Here is a 16,184-nt window from a genome sequence, read left to right on the forward strand (position 1 = left end):
ACAAGCTGCTTTTTAGTACAACGCCTACTCTGAATTTCAGTCAGAGGCATGAAGTTCAGATTCTGCATGACGTTTGAAATAAGGCTGCAAGGTTAACTAACACAGCACCTCTGGGCTCACCGCAGAAAGCGTAGATATTTCCGACCTGCCCGAAGGGACTCGGGCAGGCGGCCCTGGCCATCGATGGCCGATGGGGCGCAAGGTCAGGAAATATCAAGGTTTCAAGGGTAAACGAGCCAGGACAGCGCGAAGCGGGCCGGTTTTTGCTCCTGCAAAACCTGCATTTCCGCCATCCATGGCGGTCAGGAGTCACGCCCGTCCGGCGAGAGGGGCGGTCCGACGTTTCGGAAGGCCCCTCTATGAGGACAAGGGGCCTGGAATATCTCACAAAAGTTCAAATACAAATTTGTGGGACAGCAATGAGCAGAATACTGGCCATTTAATAGTGCAAACTTTACAGCTGCGCGTGAATATCGCGCAGCAAGCGTTCGCTTTCATCCCAGCCGATACAGGCATCGGTAATCGACTGACCGTACTGCAACTCACCACTGTCGTTCTGACGTCCGGCGGTAATGAAGCTTTCCAGCATCAAACCAAGAATGCCCTGATTGCCTGCCACACGCTGTGCCACCACCTCATGAGCAATCGGAATCTGACGGGCGTGGTCCTTACAGGCATTGGCGTGACTGCAGTCCACCATCACTCTGGCGTGACAACCGCCCTGCTCTAATTCCGCCAGTGCTGCGGCAATGGATTCAGCATCGTAGTTGGTCAGACCATGGCCACCGCGCAGCACCAGATGCGTATCGGCATTTCCCGGTGTGTCGAGCATGGCCATCTGACCATCGACATCCACACCCAGGGTATGGTGGCTGTGACGCGCAGAAATCATGGCGTTAATGGCATTGCTGGCTGAACCGTCGGTGCTGTTTTTAATCCCCACCGGCATCGGCAGATGGCTGACCATTTCACGGTGAGTCTGTGACTCAGACGTGCGCGCACCAATGGCAGTCCAGCTGATCAGATCATCCAGGTAACGCATCACCAGTGGATTCAGTGCTTCCGTGGCCAGAGGCAGGCCCATATTGGCCAGCTTCAGCATCACCGCACGTGAACGACGGATACCTTCAGCCATATCGCCTTTACCGTTACGCGCCGGGTCGTAGGCCAGACCTTTCCAGCCAACACTGGTACGCGGTTTTTCCACGTAGGCACGCATCACAATCAGCAGCTTGTCTTTCAGTTGTTCGTTCAGTCCGGCCAGGCGGCGACCGTAATCCAGCACCGCTTCTTCATCGTGAATGGAGCACGGGCCAGTAACGATCAGCAGGCGCTGGTCGTTGCCTTCCAGCAGATCACGAATCTGCTGACGCTGCTGTTCAATCTGTACGGCCAGCTCTTCGCTGACCGCCATCTCGGCTTTCAGCTGGCGTGGTGTGCTCAGTGGGCGTACTGCCGGGTCGTTACTGGTGGTTGTCTTTGTGTTTTTTTCTGCGTTGGTTTTCATTGTTCGATCCTCTTACTCATCTGCAAACGTGTCTGTATTTCTGTACGGCTGGCGAAGCGTGAATCAATACCAATACGAGGCTTCGCCACGGCTAAATCGATTAGCCCGTGCGTGCGTTTTCAGACGTTGTGATGCGGCTGCAGACTGAGTGTTCATAGTAATGTCCTGACGTTGCAGTTTTTTAAAGCCAATAAAAAACCCCGAGTGGCTGACTGCCAGTCGGGGTTTGATACCGTTGGCAGTCATCTGATTCAGACTGCCCTGGGGAAATAAGCGTTTGCTTACAGGCGGCCTGACTCCTGGCTAAAGTAATAGCCATAGAACCACCAGTTAAACACGCAGGAAGAAGCCGCTGCGTTGGCAGTGGCTTCGTTCGGAATCATGGTTTGAGTGCGTGTTTTCATAATCATGGTTTTCATACTACGCCGGTTAGCAAAGCGATTTCAACCCCTGAGAAAACATAATAATCCCTGCAAAGCGCAGGGCAGAAAGCAGACTTTTATGTCGTTCCTGCCTGTTTTCCAGCTGCATCAGGCTTCTGCAATAATCACCGCACGCAGCGGTGCCGGATAGCCTTCAGCGGTTTTATTTGCGTCGGTCGGATCGAGAAAATCCTTCAGCGAGTTGAAACGCATCCATTCGGTGGCGCGCTGTTCATCCAGCGACGTTTGGTTTAAGTCGACAACCCGCGCGTTCTTCAGCCCCACGCGACGGCACCACAGCAACAGGGTTTCCGGTGTTGGAATAAACCACACATTACGCATCATGGCGTAGCGGTCTTCCGGCATCAGCACCTCACCCAGCGGGCCGTCGATCACCAGGGTTTCCAGCACCAGCTCTCCCCCCGGACGCAGGGCATCTTTCAGCTCCTGCAGATGATCAATCGGTGACTTGCGGTGATACAGCACGCCCATAGAGAACACCGTATCGAAGGCTTTCAGACGCGGCGGCACATCTTCCATTTTTAATGGCAGCAAATCGGCATTTGCCTGGCCCTGAGCGCTTTGCAGGTATTTTTTATAGGCCTGAAATTGCATCAGAAACAAACGTGATGGATCAACACCGATAACGCGTTTAGCACCGGCGCCGAGCATACGCCACATGTGATAACCCGAGCCGCAGCCAACATCCAGCACTACCCGACCATGCAAGGGGGCAATGTGCGGTGCAACGCGATCCCACTTCCAGTCGGAACGCCATTCGGTATCAATGTGGGTATCGAAAAAGCGGAACGGACCTTTGCGCCATGGAATTAAGCCACGCAGGCAGGCATCCACCGCAGCGCTTTGCTGTTCGCTCAGTTCACTGCTTTTTAAGGCAATATCGTGGCTGTTTAAATCGGCCTCAACCGCTGTAATTTCCGGTAATGCCAGCACAGAGTCGAGCCAGCGCTGCTGATCACCGTGTTCTTTTTCATGCAGAATTTCATTCAGCTGCTGCGGCAGCACCTCTGCCCAGCGTGCCAGTGGGCCGTCCTGCATAAAGGACAACACATCATCAAACCAGGGAAGAATGGTACTTTGTTCAGACATTATTTAACCGCAAGATATGAAACAAAATTAAAACACTGATACCAGCGAATAACGCGGAAAAAACCGGCGTCACGCAGACGTTCGACATGCTCGTCATGGGCTTCGGGAATCAGTACGTTTTCAATGGCACTGCGCTTCTGGGCAATTTCCAGTTCGGAATAACCATTGGCACGTTTAAAGTCGAGATGCAGTTCATCCTGCATCACCTGTTCCCACGGATCGAAGCGAATCTTCTCCGACAGAATCAGGGCACCACCCGGCAGCGTGGCTTGCGCGATACGACTGAGCAGATCAAAACGCTTGTCCGGCTCAATAAACTGCAGCACAAAATTGAGTGCCGTCACCGACGCATTTTCCAGCGGGTAATCGAGAATATCGGCACAGGTCATGGTCACCGGCACGCTGGCTTCATCCAGCGCAATATAGTGCTCGGCACGTTCGATCATGGAGTCAGAATTATCCACACCGATAATACGACAGCCCTCAGCACGCGCACCTGCCGCCTGCACACCGTGGCGCATGGCCAGGGTCACCGCACCCAGCGAACAGCCCAGGTCATACAGGTTACTGCCCGGACGAGCATAACGACCGGCAATAATGCCGGACATGGCCACGGTTTCGGCGTAGCCCGGCACCGAGCGTTTGATCATGTCAGGAAAGACACGCGCAACCGCCTGATCGAAGGCAAAGTCAGCCACAGAGTCCTGTGGCTGCTGATAAATATTGTCGGGTTTAGGGTCGAATTCTGACATGTCGGTGACCAGTTTCTGAACTGGCGCGCATTCTAACGGAAGGCCGGGGTCAGAGGAACTTTCCTCTGTAGCCTGAGTGCCGATGTGCCTGAGCCACTATTCCTCAAGCAACGGCTCGTCGCGTCTGTGCTCCAGTGCATCAAACAGATCGGCTTCGGCCGTGGCTTCCTCCACCAGCTTTTTATCCAGATCTTTCTTCGCCCGCACGCCCAGTTTACGGAAGTTATCCGCCTGGCTGAGCAGGTTGCCACGTCCGCTTTTCATTGAGTTCCAGGCGTCGTCGTAACTCTTCTGCACGGTGGACAGCTGGCTGCCAACACGCTCGAATTTTTCCACCACGATGGCCAGTTTGTCGTACACCTTGCCTGCCTGTTCGGCCAGTTTCTCGGTGCTGCGATTACGGCGCTCAATAGCCCAGATACTGGCCACCGTGCGCAAGGTAGCCAGCAGAGTGGTTGGCGTGACCACCACAATACGGCGCTCAAAGGCTTCGTTAAATAACCCTTCATCCTGCTGGAAAGCCAGCATAAAGGCCGGCTCGACCGGCATAAACAGGAAGACAAAATCCGGCGAGTTAATGCCCTGCAACTGCTGATAGGCTTTTTCGCTCAGTCCGCGGATATGATTACGAATCGCATCGGTGTGACGACGCGCCGCCGCCTCACGTTCGCTGTCGTCTGTGGCATTCACATAATCGGTGTAAGCATTCAGCGACACCTTGGCATCGACCACAATGTGTTTGCCTTCCGGCAGATTGATAATTACATCCGGACGATAAGTTTTGCCGCTGTCGTCCTGATGTACCTGCTCGCGCACGTATTCTTCACCTTTACGCAGGCCGGAACGGTCGAGCACGGTTTCCAGCACCATCTCGCCCCAGTTGCCCTGCATTTTCTTTTCACCGCGCAGCGCGGTGGTCAGGGCGTGTGCTTCGGCAGTGATCTGCTGATTCAGTTTGTGCAGGTTTTCAATCTGGGTTTTCAGCTCGGTGCGGTCTTTGGCGTCGGCCACATGTACATCATCGACCCGCTTACGCAGCCCTTCGAGCTGCTCTTTAAACGGATTCAGTAAGGTATCCAGACCTTTCTGGCTTTGCTCAGAGAACTGCTTCTGCTTCTGCTCGTAAATACGATTAGACAGGTTTTCAAATTCTTTCAGCATCTGCTCTTTGCTTTCGGCCAGCAGCGCCAGTTTTTCTTCACTGTTGCGTTGCTCCTGCTGACGAGCTTCCTGCTCGGTGGCGAGTTGCTGTTGCGCCTGAGCCAACTGTTGCTGAATGCGCTGCTGTTGCTGCAGGGTGTCGGTCAGTTGCTGTTGCAATTGCTGGCGCTGCTCACGGCTGTATTCATCACGCTCTTCCAGCCGAGTCTGCTGCAGGCGCTGCTCCTGAAGGTTGCTGGTAACTTCGGCCAGTTGCTGCTCCAGACTCGCCAGCTGCGCAGTCTGCTGTTGTTGCTGTTGCTGCCACTCATCCTGCGCTTGCTCGTGCAGTTGTTGTTGCGCCTGCTGAGCCGTGCGTAAACGCTGCACATAAACCACAGACGCCGCACTGGTCAGTGCCAGCAATGCCGTCAGATACGGCAAAAAACTTAAATCCAACATACTTCTCCTGTTCCAGACCACTGCGATACAGAGTTATTGCCGACCATTGTCTCCGTCTGCGCCTTTCGATGCCAGCGCCTTTCGATGCCTGTACCTTTCAATCCCAGCCCCTCGATAGCCAGTCCTTTTACAACCCGCTGCATATAACAGCCAGTTGAATACTGATTATACATACAGTACTGTATATACATACAAACTAAAGCAGAAACCAATCATGCCTACTCCACTGTCTCAGGTAATCGACCAGGGTCAGGTATGGCAGGCGCGGACGCAGCAGAATGAGCGGCCGTCGCTCACCGTACTCGACAGTGGTTTTGCCGTTGTGAATGAACATCTGCCCGGGGGCGGCTGGGCCGAAGGTCAGGTATGCGAAATATACGCTCAGCCCGGTCAGGGCGAGCTGTCGCTGATATTGCCTGCGCTGGCGACTCTGAGCGAACAACCGCGCTGGATTCTGTGGGTCGCCGGGCCACAGTTTCAGCAGCAGTTACTGTTGCCACAACCGGCCGCGCTGCTCGCCGCCGGCATTGATATCCGCCGTATTCTGCTGGTGCATCCGAAGGATGAGGAGCAGGCGCTGTGGTGTATGGAAGAAGGTCTGAAAAGCGGCCACTGTTCCGCCGTACTGGGCTGGCCTGCACGTCTTAACAAGCCCCATATACGCCGTCTGCAACTGGCGGCCAGTCAGCATCAGAGTTACTGCTGGCTATGGCCGCAATGTGCCTTCGACAGCAGCGGTTCCCCCGCTGCCATACGCCTGAGTGTGCAGCGTCTGGATGCGCAACAGCTACAGGCGGTTTTCCATAAACGCCGTGGCAGCTGGCCATCGCAGCCGTTTGTGATTCCGACAAACAGCGCGAAGCAATGATATGCGCTGGCTCTACCTGCTCTTTCCCGACCTGTATCTGCATAACCTGATACAGCAGCATCCGCAAAGCGCTGAGCAACCACTGGCAATAGTTGCGGCCAGTGGTCAGACACATATCCAGCAATGCAACGACAGCGCCCGTCAGCATGGAGTGCGGAAGGACATGCCGCTGGCCACCGCCCTCTGTCTGAGCCCGGGCTTGCAGGTGGTGCGCTCTGATCCGGGGCTGGAGCAGCAGTTACTCGACAGCCGGGCGCTGTGGGCCACACAGTTCAGCGCTCAGGTCGCCTGCGACAGCGGCCACGATGGCAGACACGGGTTGTGGCTGGAAGCCGCCACTATGCTGCGCCTGTTCGGTGGCGCTGACCGTTATCTGCAACAACTGCAACAGTCGATTCAACAGCAGCAATGGATCTGCTACAGCGGCAGTGGTGATACGCCGCTGGCCGCGAGATTGCGGGCACATTTGCAATTACCGGCACGCAGCGGCATGGATGATCTGCAGGCGCTGACGCTGGCACAGCTGCAACAAGGCCAGATCCTGGCGCAGGACGAGTGCATGGCGCTGCAGCGTCTGGGCCTTGATACCCTGGCGGATATTCTGCGCCTGCCATTCAGTGGACTGGCGACCCGTTTCGGCAAAGGCCTGACACAATCACTGCAACGTCTGCTCGGCCATGAAGCTCACCCCCTGCCTGCGTTTGAAGTACCGGCGGTATTTGAACAGGGCGTGCAGTTTATTCACGAAGTCAGCCACGCCAACGGTCTGTTATTTCCCCTGCAACGACTGCTGCAACGTCTGGCGCTGTATCTGCAACGTCAGCAAAGCAGTTGCCGCGAACTGCTACTGATATTGCAGCACCGCGAACTGAATAACAGTGAATGGCATATCCGTTTTGCTCACAGCGAATACCGCCAGCCGGAACTGCTGTTTCTGGTACGGCATTTTCTCGAAAAACAATTACTGCCATCGCCGGTGCAGCAATTAATTCTGCGTGTCGATCAGTTTCAGCCGCGGCAAACCACCCAGCACTCACTGTTAATGGACAACGCTCAGCGCAGTACAGACAGCCAGCAATTGTTGAATCGTCTGGGTATTCGCCTGCAGCCTCAGCAATTATTGCGCCTCAACTATCAGCCGGACCCACGCCCGGAAGCTGCATTGCAACTGGCCACCGCATTAAGTGACACCTCATCGACGACACACGCATTGCGCCCGGACCAGGGCGAGCGCCCGCTGTGGTTGTTAGTACACCCCATCCCCTGCTCGCCCCCTGAAACCGTACTGGCCGGGCCCGAACGCATCAGCAGCGGTTGGTGGGACAACAGTGACGTGCGCCGTAATTATTATCTGGTAGAGCAGCAAGGTCAGCGGCTATGGGTATTTTATGCACCGGATGGCTGGTTTATTCACGGAGTATTTTCCTGATGCTGCGCCTGATCAGAAACCCGCAAAAACCATCAACAGCTGAAACAGAAACCCTGGTGCAAACGCAGGAAGATAACTGGGCGTATTGCGAACTGCACTGCGTCAGTAATTTTACCTTTTTGCGCGGCGCCTCCCACCCGGAAGAACTCATTCAGCGCGCCGTGGAACTGAACTATAAGGGGCTGGCGATTACCGACGAATGTTCACTGGCCGGGGTCGTACGCGCCTGGCAGGCACTGGAAGATTTACGTCAGCAACAACCGGACAATATGGCATTAACCAGCTTTCGTTTAATCGTTGGCTGCGAACTGCAATGCCACGAGCATCTGTTTGTATTACTGGTAACCGATAAAGCAGCCTATTCCGAATTATGTCAGCTGATTACCGGTTGCCGCCGCGCCGCCGACAAAGGTGAATACCTGTTTACACCGGAACAATTACTGACTATTCAGCATTGCCTGTTGCTGTGGCAGCCACGCAGCGACCGCCTGACAACAAACGCTCTGAATACGTTTGCCGCACAACTCAGCGCGCATTTCCCGCAGCGCTTATGGCTACTGGCAGAGCGTATGCTGGATGGCGATGATCACTGGCGTTATGAGCGCATCCTGACTCTGGCTGAACGATGGCAACTGCCCATTACCTGCGCCAGCCAGGTGCATATGCACATTCGCCAGCGTCAGCCGTTGCAGGACTGCTTAACCGCCATTCGCCTTAATCGCCCTATTCGCAGTGTTCGCGCACAGCTGTTTGCTAATAATGAGCGGCATTTACGTTCAGAAAAAAAACTGCGCCATCTGTACAGCAAAGCCTTACTCGACAGCACCTTTGACATTGCCCGTCGCTGCCACTTTTCTCTCAGTGAAATACGTTATCAGTACCCCACCGACACCTTACCTGCTGGACGGGATGTCAGTCGTTATCTGCGTCGCCTGACCTACGAAGGTGCGCGTAAACGTTTTGGCACCCCCTTGCCTGTTTCCGTTAAAAAAGCCATTGAAAAAGAACTGAAACTGATAAAGCTCAAACAATATGAGCACTATTTTTTAACCATTCACGACATCGTACATTTCGCCCGTGCGCAGAATATTCTCTGTCAGGGACGTGGTTCTGCCGCCAACTCAGTGGTGTGTTATTGCCTGTTTATTACCGAAGTTAATCCGCAGGAAGTCAGCCTGTTATTTGAGCGTTTTATTTCCGCCGAGCGTCATGAACCGCCGGATATTGATGTCGATTTTGAAAGCCAGCGCCGGGAAGAAGTGATTCAGTATATTTACCAGCGCTATGGCCGTGATCGTGCCGCACTGGCGGCCACCGTGATCACCTACCGTGCCAAAAGCGCTTTGCGTGATGTGGCCATGGCACTGGGGCTCGATTTACTGGCGCTGGAGCCGGTACTGGCCAACTTTGGTTATCGCTATAAAAAGCACAACTGGCTGGATGAATTAACCAGCCGCCGTGTCGCCGACAGTCAGCAATTGCAGTTATTAAAACAACTGATTGGTGAAATCCTGCGTTTTCCCCGGCATTTATCCCAGCACGTTGGTGGTTTTGTCATTGCCCGCCACAGCATCAGCGAGCTGGTACCGGTAGAAAATGCCAGCATGGCCGGGCGCACCGTGATTCAGTGGGACAAGGAAGATCTGGAAAGCCTGGGTCTGATGAAAGTGGATATTCTAAGTCTGGGTATGCTGTCGGCTATTCGCCGCTGCCTGCAGCAATTACATATGCCCATCAGCGCGATTCCCCGGGATGACCCCGCTACCTACGCCATGCTGCAGCAAGCCGACAGCATTGGTGTGTTTCAGGTCGAAAGCCGGGCGCAGATGAATATGCTGCCGCGTTTAAAGCCACGCCATTATTACGATCTGGTGGTGCAGGTTTCCATTGTGCGTCCCGGCCCGATTCATGGCGACATGGTGCATCCCTATTTGAAACGGCGTAATGGCGAAGAACAGCCCGACTACCCTCTGGACAGCCTCAGGCCCATTCTCGAACGCACGCTGGGCATTCCACTGTTTCAGGAACAGGTGATTGCGTTTGCCATGGTCGCCGCCGACTTCACCGCCGCCGAAGCCGATTTACTGCGTCGCTCGATGGCCAGCTGGCGCAAGAAAGGCCATATGCAGCGACTGCAGCAACGGCTTGAAGACAATATGCTGAACAAAGGCTTCAGCATCGACTACATTCGCCGTCTGCAACGTCAGCTGGAAGGCTTTGGTGAGTACGGTTTTCCGGAATCCCACGCCGCCAGTTTTGCCCTGCTGGTGTATGTCAGTGCCTGGCTGAAATGCCATCACCCGGCGCTGTTCTGTGCCGCTCTGCTGAACAGCCAGCCTATGGGTTTTTACAGCCCGGCGCAGCTGATTCAGGATGCCAGCCGTCACGGCGTTAAGGTGTTGCCGGTTACTGTCAGTCACAGCGACTGGCTGCATCAGGCTGACAGCGGCAGCTCCCGGCCAACGCTCAGATTGGGGCTACGCCTGGTGCGTGGTCTGCGCGAAGACGCGGCAGAACGCATTGTTAACGCACGCCAGCAACGGCCGTTCAGCTCGGTCAACGATTGTCGTCTGCGCGCCGGTTTAAGTGTGCGCGACAGCAGTTTACTGGCTTCCGCCAATGCCTTCAGTGGTCTCAGCGAGCACCGTTATCAGGCACGCTGGCAAGTGGCGGAGCCACTGCAGTACGACCTGCTCAGTGAAAGTCTGAGCGCCAGCAGTACAGAATCTTCTTCGTTAAAAGCGCCGGCAGAAGTGAGCGAATTACTGGAAGATTATCAGGCAACCGGTGTTACTCTCGGCCGCCACCCGCTGGAAATCCTGCGCGAACAAGGGAAGCTCGGTCATTCATTACGCGCCTGTGATCTGCTCCAACAGCCGCATAACAGCGAAGCCTTTGTCTGCGGTTTAGTCACCTGCCGTCAGCGCCCGGGAACCTCGGCCGGTGTCACCTTTGTCACCCTCGAAGACGAGACCGGCAGCGTTAATATGGTGGTGTGGCTGGCCACCGCCGAACGCCAGCTCAGAGAACTGACACAAGCGCGGATTCTGCAGGCTTATGGCCGCATCGAGAAAGATGAATCTTCCGGTATTACCCATGTCATTGCTTACCGCTTACTGGATATGAGCCACCTCTTGCCCCGGCTTGACAGCCGCTCTCATGACTACCACTGAAGCATGAATGCGAACTTTTGTGCCAAGTCAGACTTTCACACAGGGGTAAAACATAAGTCTTTGAATTTATTAAATTATTAATTCGTATGCAGTTTATTTACAGATAAAAAGCATAAAAACCTTATTTTTTGCAGGTTATTTTATTTCCCGAAAAAACAACGATGTACGCATTTTTCCCGGAAAGGACCTGAATAAACTGAATTAGTACATAAGCACTATTCAGCTCAGACCTGCCTTGCAGTGACAGGCAACTCAACTAGCCTGAAAGGGATGCTTTATCAGCAAATCAGGATGATTTATGACGACCAGAATTATGGTGGCAGACGATAGTCTGTTTGCCCGCATGCTGGCGAAGGAAGCCGTAAGCAATATCTTTTCCGATGCCGAATTTATGGAAGCCGCATCCGGTGCCGATGCGCTTGCCATGGCCGAAGCCGATGCCTATCAACTCGACTGGTATCTGCTCGACATCAATATGGGCGGCCCTAACGGGGTCGACACTGCCAAAGCATTAATAGCCGCTGGTGTTGCCGCGCATAAAATCGCTCTGGTAACCGGCAACCGCAGTAAAGATCTGCAGGACGATGCCGAAGCCGCCGGGCTGACTTATATCCTGAAAACCATCAGTCCCAACGACGTCGATCAGTTTATAGAACGTCTGCGACAGTTCTTTACTTCACCCTAACCCGCGGGAGCAACGACTATGATTCTGGATGCTCAGGCTGAAGCTCTGTCGCTGGATATTCTGGCGGAGTCCCTTAACCTCGGACTAGGCCATGTTATCGATGAACTGGCCGAAATTTCCGGTAGCCGCATCGAGCTGCATGTACCGGAAGTGAACATGATTCCCAAGCAGGATGCACTGGCCTTTACCCATGTAATGCGTGATGCCGGTAAAGCCATATTTGTGCAGCAGGAATTCAGTGGCGATATTGAAGGCGAAGCGGTGCTGTTCTTCAGCGAGGCCGAAAGTCTCAACCTGCTGAATGGTCTGATTCCCGAATACGAAGAGCAGCGGGTCGAATTTGCTGCAACGGAAGAGGAAATGCTCCTCGACCTGACCAATGTGGCGGTATCCGGCGTTATTTATGCGCTGTCCAATCTGCTGCAGATCCGGCTGAACACCGAACTGCCGCACTGCGAATACGGTTACTTCGACGACATTACTCAGGATACCGATTTTCTCAGCAACTCCGACGATATGATTCTGTTTCTGACCATATCTTTCACCGTGGTTAAGAAAAACTCCACAGCCCAACTGATGTTCTTCCAACCTAAACACACGCTGGTCAAACTGTACGACCACATAAAAGCCCGTATGGGGCTGTAGGCGGCGGACCATCTGATGACCAGAGAACTCTATAAAAACATCATCGACAGCGTCAGCGCCGGAGTCATCGTACTGGATGAAGATACCGCCGTGGTCAGCTGGAACCGCTGGATGGAGAAACGCTCGGGGATCCGTCGCGAAGACATGCTGGGCAAACGGGTTCTCGACACATTCACCGAACTGCAGGGAACACGGATTGAACGCGCCATCGACAAAGCTCTGCATCAGAACTCACCATCGGTGTTATCCGCCAAGCTGATGAAAGCATCCTTTCCGCTGTACAACGAATCCATTGTCAGCCGTCACAACCACCAGCGTATCGTCCAGTCCATTCAGATCAAACCACTGCAACAGGACGACAAGCAGTTCTGTGTTATCTCTATTTTTGATATCAGTACGTCGGATTTACGCGAACGTGCACTGCGTACTCAATCAGCCATGCTGACCGATCTGGTGCGGGATCTGGAAGAGAAAGACCATGAACTGAACACCATTTTCAACAGCACTCAGAATGGCATCATTATTTTTGATATTAATGGCCAGATACTCAATGCCAACCCGGCGGCGATCCGCCTCACCGGTGTGCCACACGATGAAATAACCGATCACTATATTTACCAGTACATTGACCATATCAGCAGTGACACCTTCAATTCTCTGGACGTCGAAGCCATCATCGGCCGCCTGGCAGACCACAACGAATTTGAAGAAGAAATGACTCTGACGAACCACGAAGGCAATATGGTTCCGATCAAGGCGTCGTTCAATATTATTCCGCACGAAGAAAAAAGGTCTCGCTTTTACATTTTCTTTCGCGACATAACCCGGCAGAAAAAGGCCGAGGAAAAACTCTACCGCATGGCTCGCTTCGACAGCGTTACCGGGCTCGATAACCGCATTTCATTTACTGAAAAGCTGGAATACGCCATCAACATTCACAAGCGTAGCGGCCAGACCCTGTCGATATTTTTCATTGATCTTGACCGTTTTAAATCGGTTAACGATAAACTGGGACACAGCGCCGGCGATGCCCTGTTAAAAATGGTGGGGGAACGTCTCAGTACCCGCTGCCGCGATTGCGACACCCTGGCGCGCTGGGCCGGCGACGAGTTTGTACTATTACTCGAACAGCAAACCCACCAGCGTTCGGCCATTACCGTGGCCGAAAAAATCATCGCCGAATTCCAGAAACCGTTTCACATAGAAGCCACCGACGTATTTATTGGCGCCAGTATCGGTATCGCACAATACCCCGAGGATGGCAGTACCCCTGAAGCACTGGTGATTCACGCCGATCAGGCGATGTACCAGGCCAAGAATGAAGGTAAAGGAAACTTCCGCTTCTTTACCGAAGAAATGAATGCGCGCATGACCGAGCGCCTGGTAATGGAAACCGAGTTGCGCAACGCCATCGATCAGGAAGAATTTCAGCTGTTCTACCAGCCACAGATTGACGTACTGTCCGGCAATATTGCCGGCGTCGAGGCACTGATCCGCTGGAATCATCCGAAACGGGGACTGCTTACGCCAGACAGCTTTATTGAAGTCGCTGAAGACTGTGGCCTGATCACCGCGATTGGCGACTGGGTACTGCAGGAGGCGATTTCGATATCGGCTCAATGGCAAAAACGCTTTGGCACACCACTGATGATGAGCGTGAACCTGTCGCCCAAGCAATTCAACGACGATACCCTCGTTGCCAAACTGCGCCGCCTGCTGCATGCGGTTGGACTGGCGCCCTCGACCCTGATGCTGGAGATCACCGAGAACGACCTGATTGCCGATCATCAGTCGACTCACCTGATCCTGAATGCGCTGAAAACCCTGGGGGTGAAGATTGCTATCGATGACTTCGGCACCGGCTACTCATCACTGGCCTATCTGCGCACCTTGCCGGTCGATACCCTGAAAATCGACAAAGAGTTCTTCGTCCGCTCTCGTTCCGACGATACCGACAGCCACATAATCTCGGCCATCATCGACCTCGCCCACGCCCTGAAACTGGAAGTGATCGCCGAAGGCATTGAGACCTACACCCAGATGGAACTGCTGAAAATGAAGAAGTGCGACATCGCTCAGGGCTTCCTGATCGGCAAACCCATGGCCTTCGACACCCTGCAAAGGTGGTATGACAGCAAAATATCCGTACGTTAACCCCTGAACAGCCGTTACCTTCGTTCGTTTTTCACTCAGAAACACGTATAATCGCGCCCTTCTTAAATTCCAGATTTCAGGATTCCTGCGTGATCTCCACTGCCAATATCACTATGCAGTTCGGCGCCAAGCCACTGTTCGAGAACATTTCCGTCAAGTTCGGCGACGGCAACCGCTACGGTCTGATCGGCGCTAACGGCTGCGGTAAGTCGACCTTTATGAAAATTCTTGATGGCTCACTGGAACCATCGGCCGGTAACGTCTCCGTCACTCCGAACGAACGTCTGGGCAAACTGCACCAGGATCAGTTCGCGTTTGAAGCCTTCACCGTGCTCGACACCGTGATGATGGGCAACAAAGAGATGTGGGCGGTTAAGGAAGAGCGTGATGCCATCTACGCCAACCTTGAAGCCACTGAAGAAGACTACATGCGCGCTGCAGAACTCGAAGGCGAGTTCGCTGAGATGGGCGGTTACACTGCCGAATCCCGCGCCGGTGAGCTGCTGCTGGGTGCTGGTATCGAGAAAGAACTGCACAACGGTCCTATGAGCGAAGTAGCTCCGGGCTGGAAACTGCGGGTGCTTCTGGCTCAGGCGCTGTTCTCTAACCCGGACATCCTGCTGCTCGACGAACCGACCAACAACCTGGATATCAACACCATTCGTTGGCTTGAGGGCATCCTCAACAACATGAAGTGCACCATGATCATCATCTCGCACGACCGTCACTTCCTGAACTCCGTGTGTACGCACATGGCGGACATCGACTACGGCGATATCAAGATCTATCCGGGCACCTATGATGACTTCATGATCGCGTCCACTCAGGCACGTGAACGCCTGCAGGCGGAAAACGCCAAGAAGAAAGCTCAGATTGCTGAACTGCAGCAGTTCGTATCGCGCTTCTCGGCCAACGCCTCTAAATCCAAGCAGGCGACCAGCCGTGCCAAGCAGATCGACAAAATCAAACTGGACGATATCAAGCCATCCAGCCGTCAGAACCCTTATATCCGCTTCAACCAGGAGAAAAAACTGCATCGCCTGGCACTGGAGATCGAAGGTCTGGCACACGCTTACGACGGTGATGAGCCTCTGTTCAAGAACACCAACCTGCTGATCGAAGCCGGTGAAAAAATCGCGGTTATCGGTGCCAACGGTGTGGGTAAAACCACCTTCCTGAAGTGCCTGGTCAACGATGTCACGCCAACCGGCGGCACCATCAAGTGGGCCGAAAACGCCGACCTGGGCTACTACGCTCAGGACCACGAGTACGAATTCAACAGCGGTGAAAACCTGTACGACTGGATGGAACGCTGGAAAACAGAAAAACACGATGATCAGGCTGTGCGCAGCACACTGGGTCGTCTGCTGTTCAACCAGGACGACATCAAGAAATCCGTGAAGGTATGTTCCGGTGGTGAAAAAGGCCGTCTGCTGTTCGGCAAGCTGATGATGCAGGATCACAACGTACTGCTGATGGACGAACCGACCAACCACATGGATATGGAATCCATTGAGTCGCTCAACATGGCGCTGGAAATGTACGAAGGCACCCTGATCTTCGTATCCCACGACCGTGAGTTCGTATCCTCGCTGGCGACCCGTATTCTGGAAATCCGTGACAACGAAATTGTCGACTTCCACGGTACTTATGACGAATACCTGAAATCTCAGGGTATCGAATAAGCCGCAAGCGCCCGGCACCGCACCAAAGCCGGGCGCATTTTTCTTTTTATTCGCACACTTCAGGTGCGATTTTCTGCTTTAAATCCTGACTGAACAGTCAATCTGTAATCTGCGCCCCGCATAAAGGCTGGCCAGAAAATACAAAGCACTCT

Annotated in this window: 12 protein-coding genes; 7 read left to right on the forward strand and 5 right to left on the reverse strand. The window is 53.8% G+C overall.

All coding sequences use genetic code 11. The features are described from left to right. Positions 1-454: 454 nt before the first annotated feature. The 5 genes from I9W95_RS08085 to I9W95_RS08100 all read right to left on the reverse strand — a co-directional run bounded on the left by I9W95_RS08085 (position 455) and on the right by I9W95_RS08100 (position 5,393). Positions 455-1,507, reverse strand: a complete 1,053-nt coding sequence (locus tag I9W95_RS08085; RefSeq protein WP_225673684.1) for a 3-deoxy-7-phosphoheptulonate synthase — start codon at positions 1,505-1,507, stop codon at positions 455-457. Between the two features lie 281 nt (positions 1,508-1,788). Then, entirely contained in the window at positions 1,789-1,911 is a 123-nt protein-coding gene (locus I9W95_RS18360; protein ID WP_263866141.1) for a hypothetical protein, read from the reverse strand. Between the two features lie 126 nt (positions 1,912-2,037). Further along, positions 2,038-3,039 carry a tRNA 5-methoxyuridine(34)/uridine 5-oxyacetic acid(34) synthase CmoB gene (cmoB, locus tag I9W95_RS08090; RefSeq protein WP_225673686.1) on the reverse strand — a complete coding sequence of 334 codons (1,002 nt, stop codon included), beginning with the start codon at positions 3,037-3,039 and terminating at the stop codon, positions 2,038-2,040. Further along, complete coding sequence (gene cmoA, locus I9W95_RS08095) at positions 3,039-3,791, reverse strand: carboxy-S-adenosyl-L-methionine synthase CmoA (RefSeq protein ID WP_225673688.1); 753 nt, start codon at positions 3,789-3,791, stop codon at positions 3,039-3,041. Before cmoA ends, cmoB begins: the two co-directional genes overlap by 1 nt. A gap of 96 nt (positions 3,792-3,887) precedes the next feature. Beyond that, positions 3,888-5,393 carry a DNA recombination protein RmuC gene (locus I9W95_RS08100; RefSeq protein ID WP_225673690.1) on the reverse strand — a complete coding sequence of 502 codons (1,506 nt, stop codon included), beginning with the start codon at positions 5,391-5,393 and terminating at the stop codon, positions 3,888-3,890. A 214-nt stretch (positions 5,394-5,607) separates the two neighbouring features. Here I9W95_RS08100 and imuA point away from each other — a divergent pair, with 214 nt between their 5' ends. From imuA to I9W95_RS08135, 7 genes are all read left to right on the forward strand, one after another. Further along, positions 5,608-6,261 (forward strand): translesion DNA synthesis-associated protein ImuA, encoded by a 654-nt coding sequence (imuA, locus tag I9W95_RS08105; RefSeq protein ID WP_225673692.1) that lies wholly within the window; start codon positions 5,608-5,610, stop codon positions 6,259-6,261. 1 nt (position 6,262) lies between these two features. Beyond that, positions 6,263-7,690 carry a Y-family DNA polymerase gene (locus I9W95_RS08110; protein ID WP_225673694.1) on the forward strand — a complete coding sequence of 476 codons (1,428 nt, stop codon included), beginning with the start codon at positions 6,263-6,265 and terminating at the stop codon, positions 7,688-7,690. Then, a complete protein-coding gene (locus tag I9W95_RS08115) occupies positions 7,690-10,863 on the forward strand; it encodes an error-prone DNA polymerase (RefSeq protein ID WP_225673696.1) in 3,174 nt (1,057 codons plus the stop codon). The genes I9W95_RS08110 and I9W95_RS08115 overlap by 1 nt, the downstream gene beginning before the upstream one ends. 298 nt (positions 10,864-11,161) lie before the next feature. Continuing rightward, positions 11,162-11,548 (forward strand): response regulator, encoded by a 387-nt coding sequence (locus tag I9W95_RS08120; protein ID WP_225673697.1) that lies wholly within the window; start codon positions 11,162-11,164, stop codon positions 11,546-11,548. Between the two features lie 18 nt (positions 11,549-11,566). Continuing rightward, positions 11,567-12,193 carry a hypothetical protein gene (locus I9W95_RS08125; protein ID WP_225673699.1) on the forward strand — a complete coding sequence of 209 codons (627 nt, stop codon included), beginning with the start codon at positions 11,567-11,569 and terminating at the stop codon, positions 12,191-12,193. A gap of 15 nt (positions 12,194-12,208) precedes the next feature. Beyond that, positions 12,209-14,347, forward strand: coding sequence for a sensor domain-containing protein (locus tag I9W95_RS08130; protein WP_225673700.1), 2,139 nt, complete (start codon positions 12,209-12,211; stop codon positions 14,345-14,347). An 89-nt stretch (positions 14,348-14,436) separates the two neighbouring features. Beyond that, on the forward strand, positions 14,437-16,032 hold the full coding sequence (locus tag I9W95_RS08135; RefSeq protein WP_225673702.1) for an ABC-F family ATPase: 1,596 nt from the start codon (positions 14,437-14,439) through the stop codon (positions 16,030-16,032). The last annotated feature ends 152 nt before the right edge of the window (positions 16,033-16,184 follow it).

The organism is Thalassolituus marinus (genome assembly GCF_020320395.1).
GTDB lineage: Bacteria > Pseudomonadota > Gammaproteobacteria > Pseudomonadales > Oceanobacteraceae > Venatoribacter > Venatoribacter marinus.

What these genes read in the sequence shown, in the direction of transcription:
- I9W95_RS08085 (WP_225673684.1), bottom strand. Translation starts at nt 1,507, where the DNA reads ATGAAAACCAACGCAGAAAAAAACACAAAGACAACCACCAGTAACGAC.
- I9W95_RS18360 (WP_263866141.1), bottom strand. Translation starts at nt 1,911, where the DNA reads ATGAAAACACGCACTCAAACCATGATTCCGAACGAAGCCACTGCCAAC.
- cmoB (WP_225673686.1), bottom strand. Translation starts at nt 3,039, where the DNA reads ATGTCTGAACAAAGTACCATTCTTCCCTGGTTTGATGATGTGTTGTCC.
- cmoA (WP_225673688.1), bottom strand. Translation starts at nt 3,791, where the DNA reads ATGTCAGAATTCGACCCTAAACCCGACAATATTTATCAGCAGCCACAG.
- I9W95_RS08100 (WP_225673690.1), bottom strand. Translation starts at nt 5,393, where the DNA reads ATGTTGGATTTAAGTTTTTTGCCGTATCTGACGGCATTGCTGGCACTG.
- imuA (WP_225673692.1), top strand. Translation starts at nt 5,608, where the DNA reads ATGCCTACTCCACTGTCTCAGGTAATCGACCAGGGTCAGGTATGGCAG.
- I9W95_RS08110 (WP_225673694.1), top strand. Translation starts at nt 6,263, where the DNA reads ATGCGCTGGCTCTACCTGCTCTTTCCCGACCTGTATCTGCATAACCTG.
- I9W95_RS08115 (WP_225673696.1), top strand. Translation starts at nt 7,690, where the DNA reads ATGCTGCGCCTGATCAGAAACCCGCAAAAACCATCAACAGCTGAAACA.
- I9W95_RS08120 (WP_225673697.1), top strand. Translation starts at nt 11,162, where the DNA reads ATGACGACCAGAATTATGGTGGCAGACGATAGTCTGTTTGCCCGCATG.
- I9W95_RS08125 (WP_225673699.1), top strand. Translation starts at nt 11,567, where the DNA reads ATGATTCTGGATGCTCAGGCTGAAGCTCTGTCGCTGGATATTCTGGCG.
- I9W95_RS08130 (WP_225673700.1), top strand. Translation starts at nt 12,209, where the DNA reads ATGACCAGAGAACTCTATAAAAACATCATCGACAGCGTCAGCGCCGGA.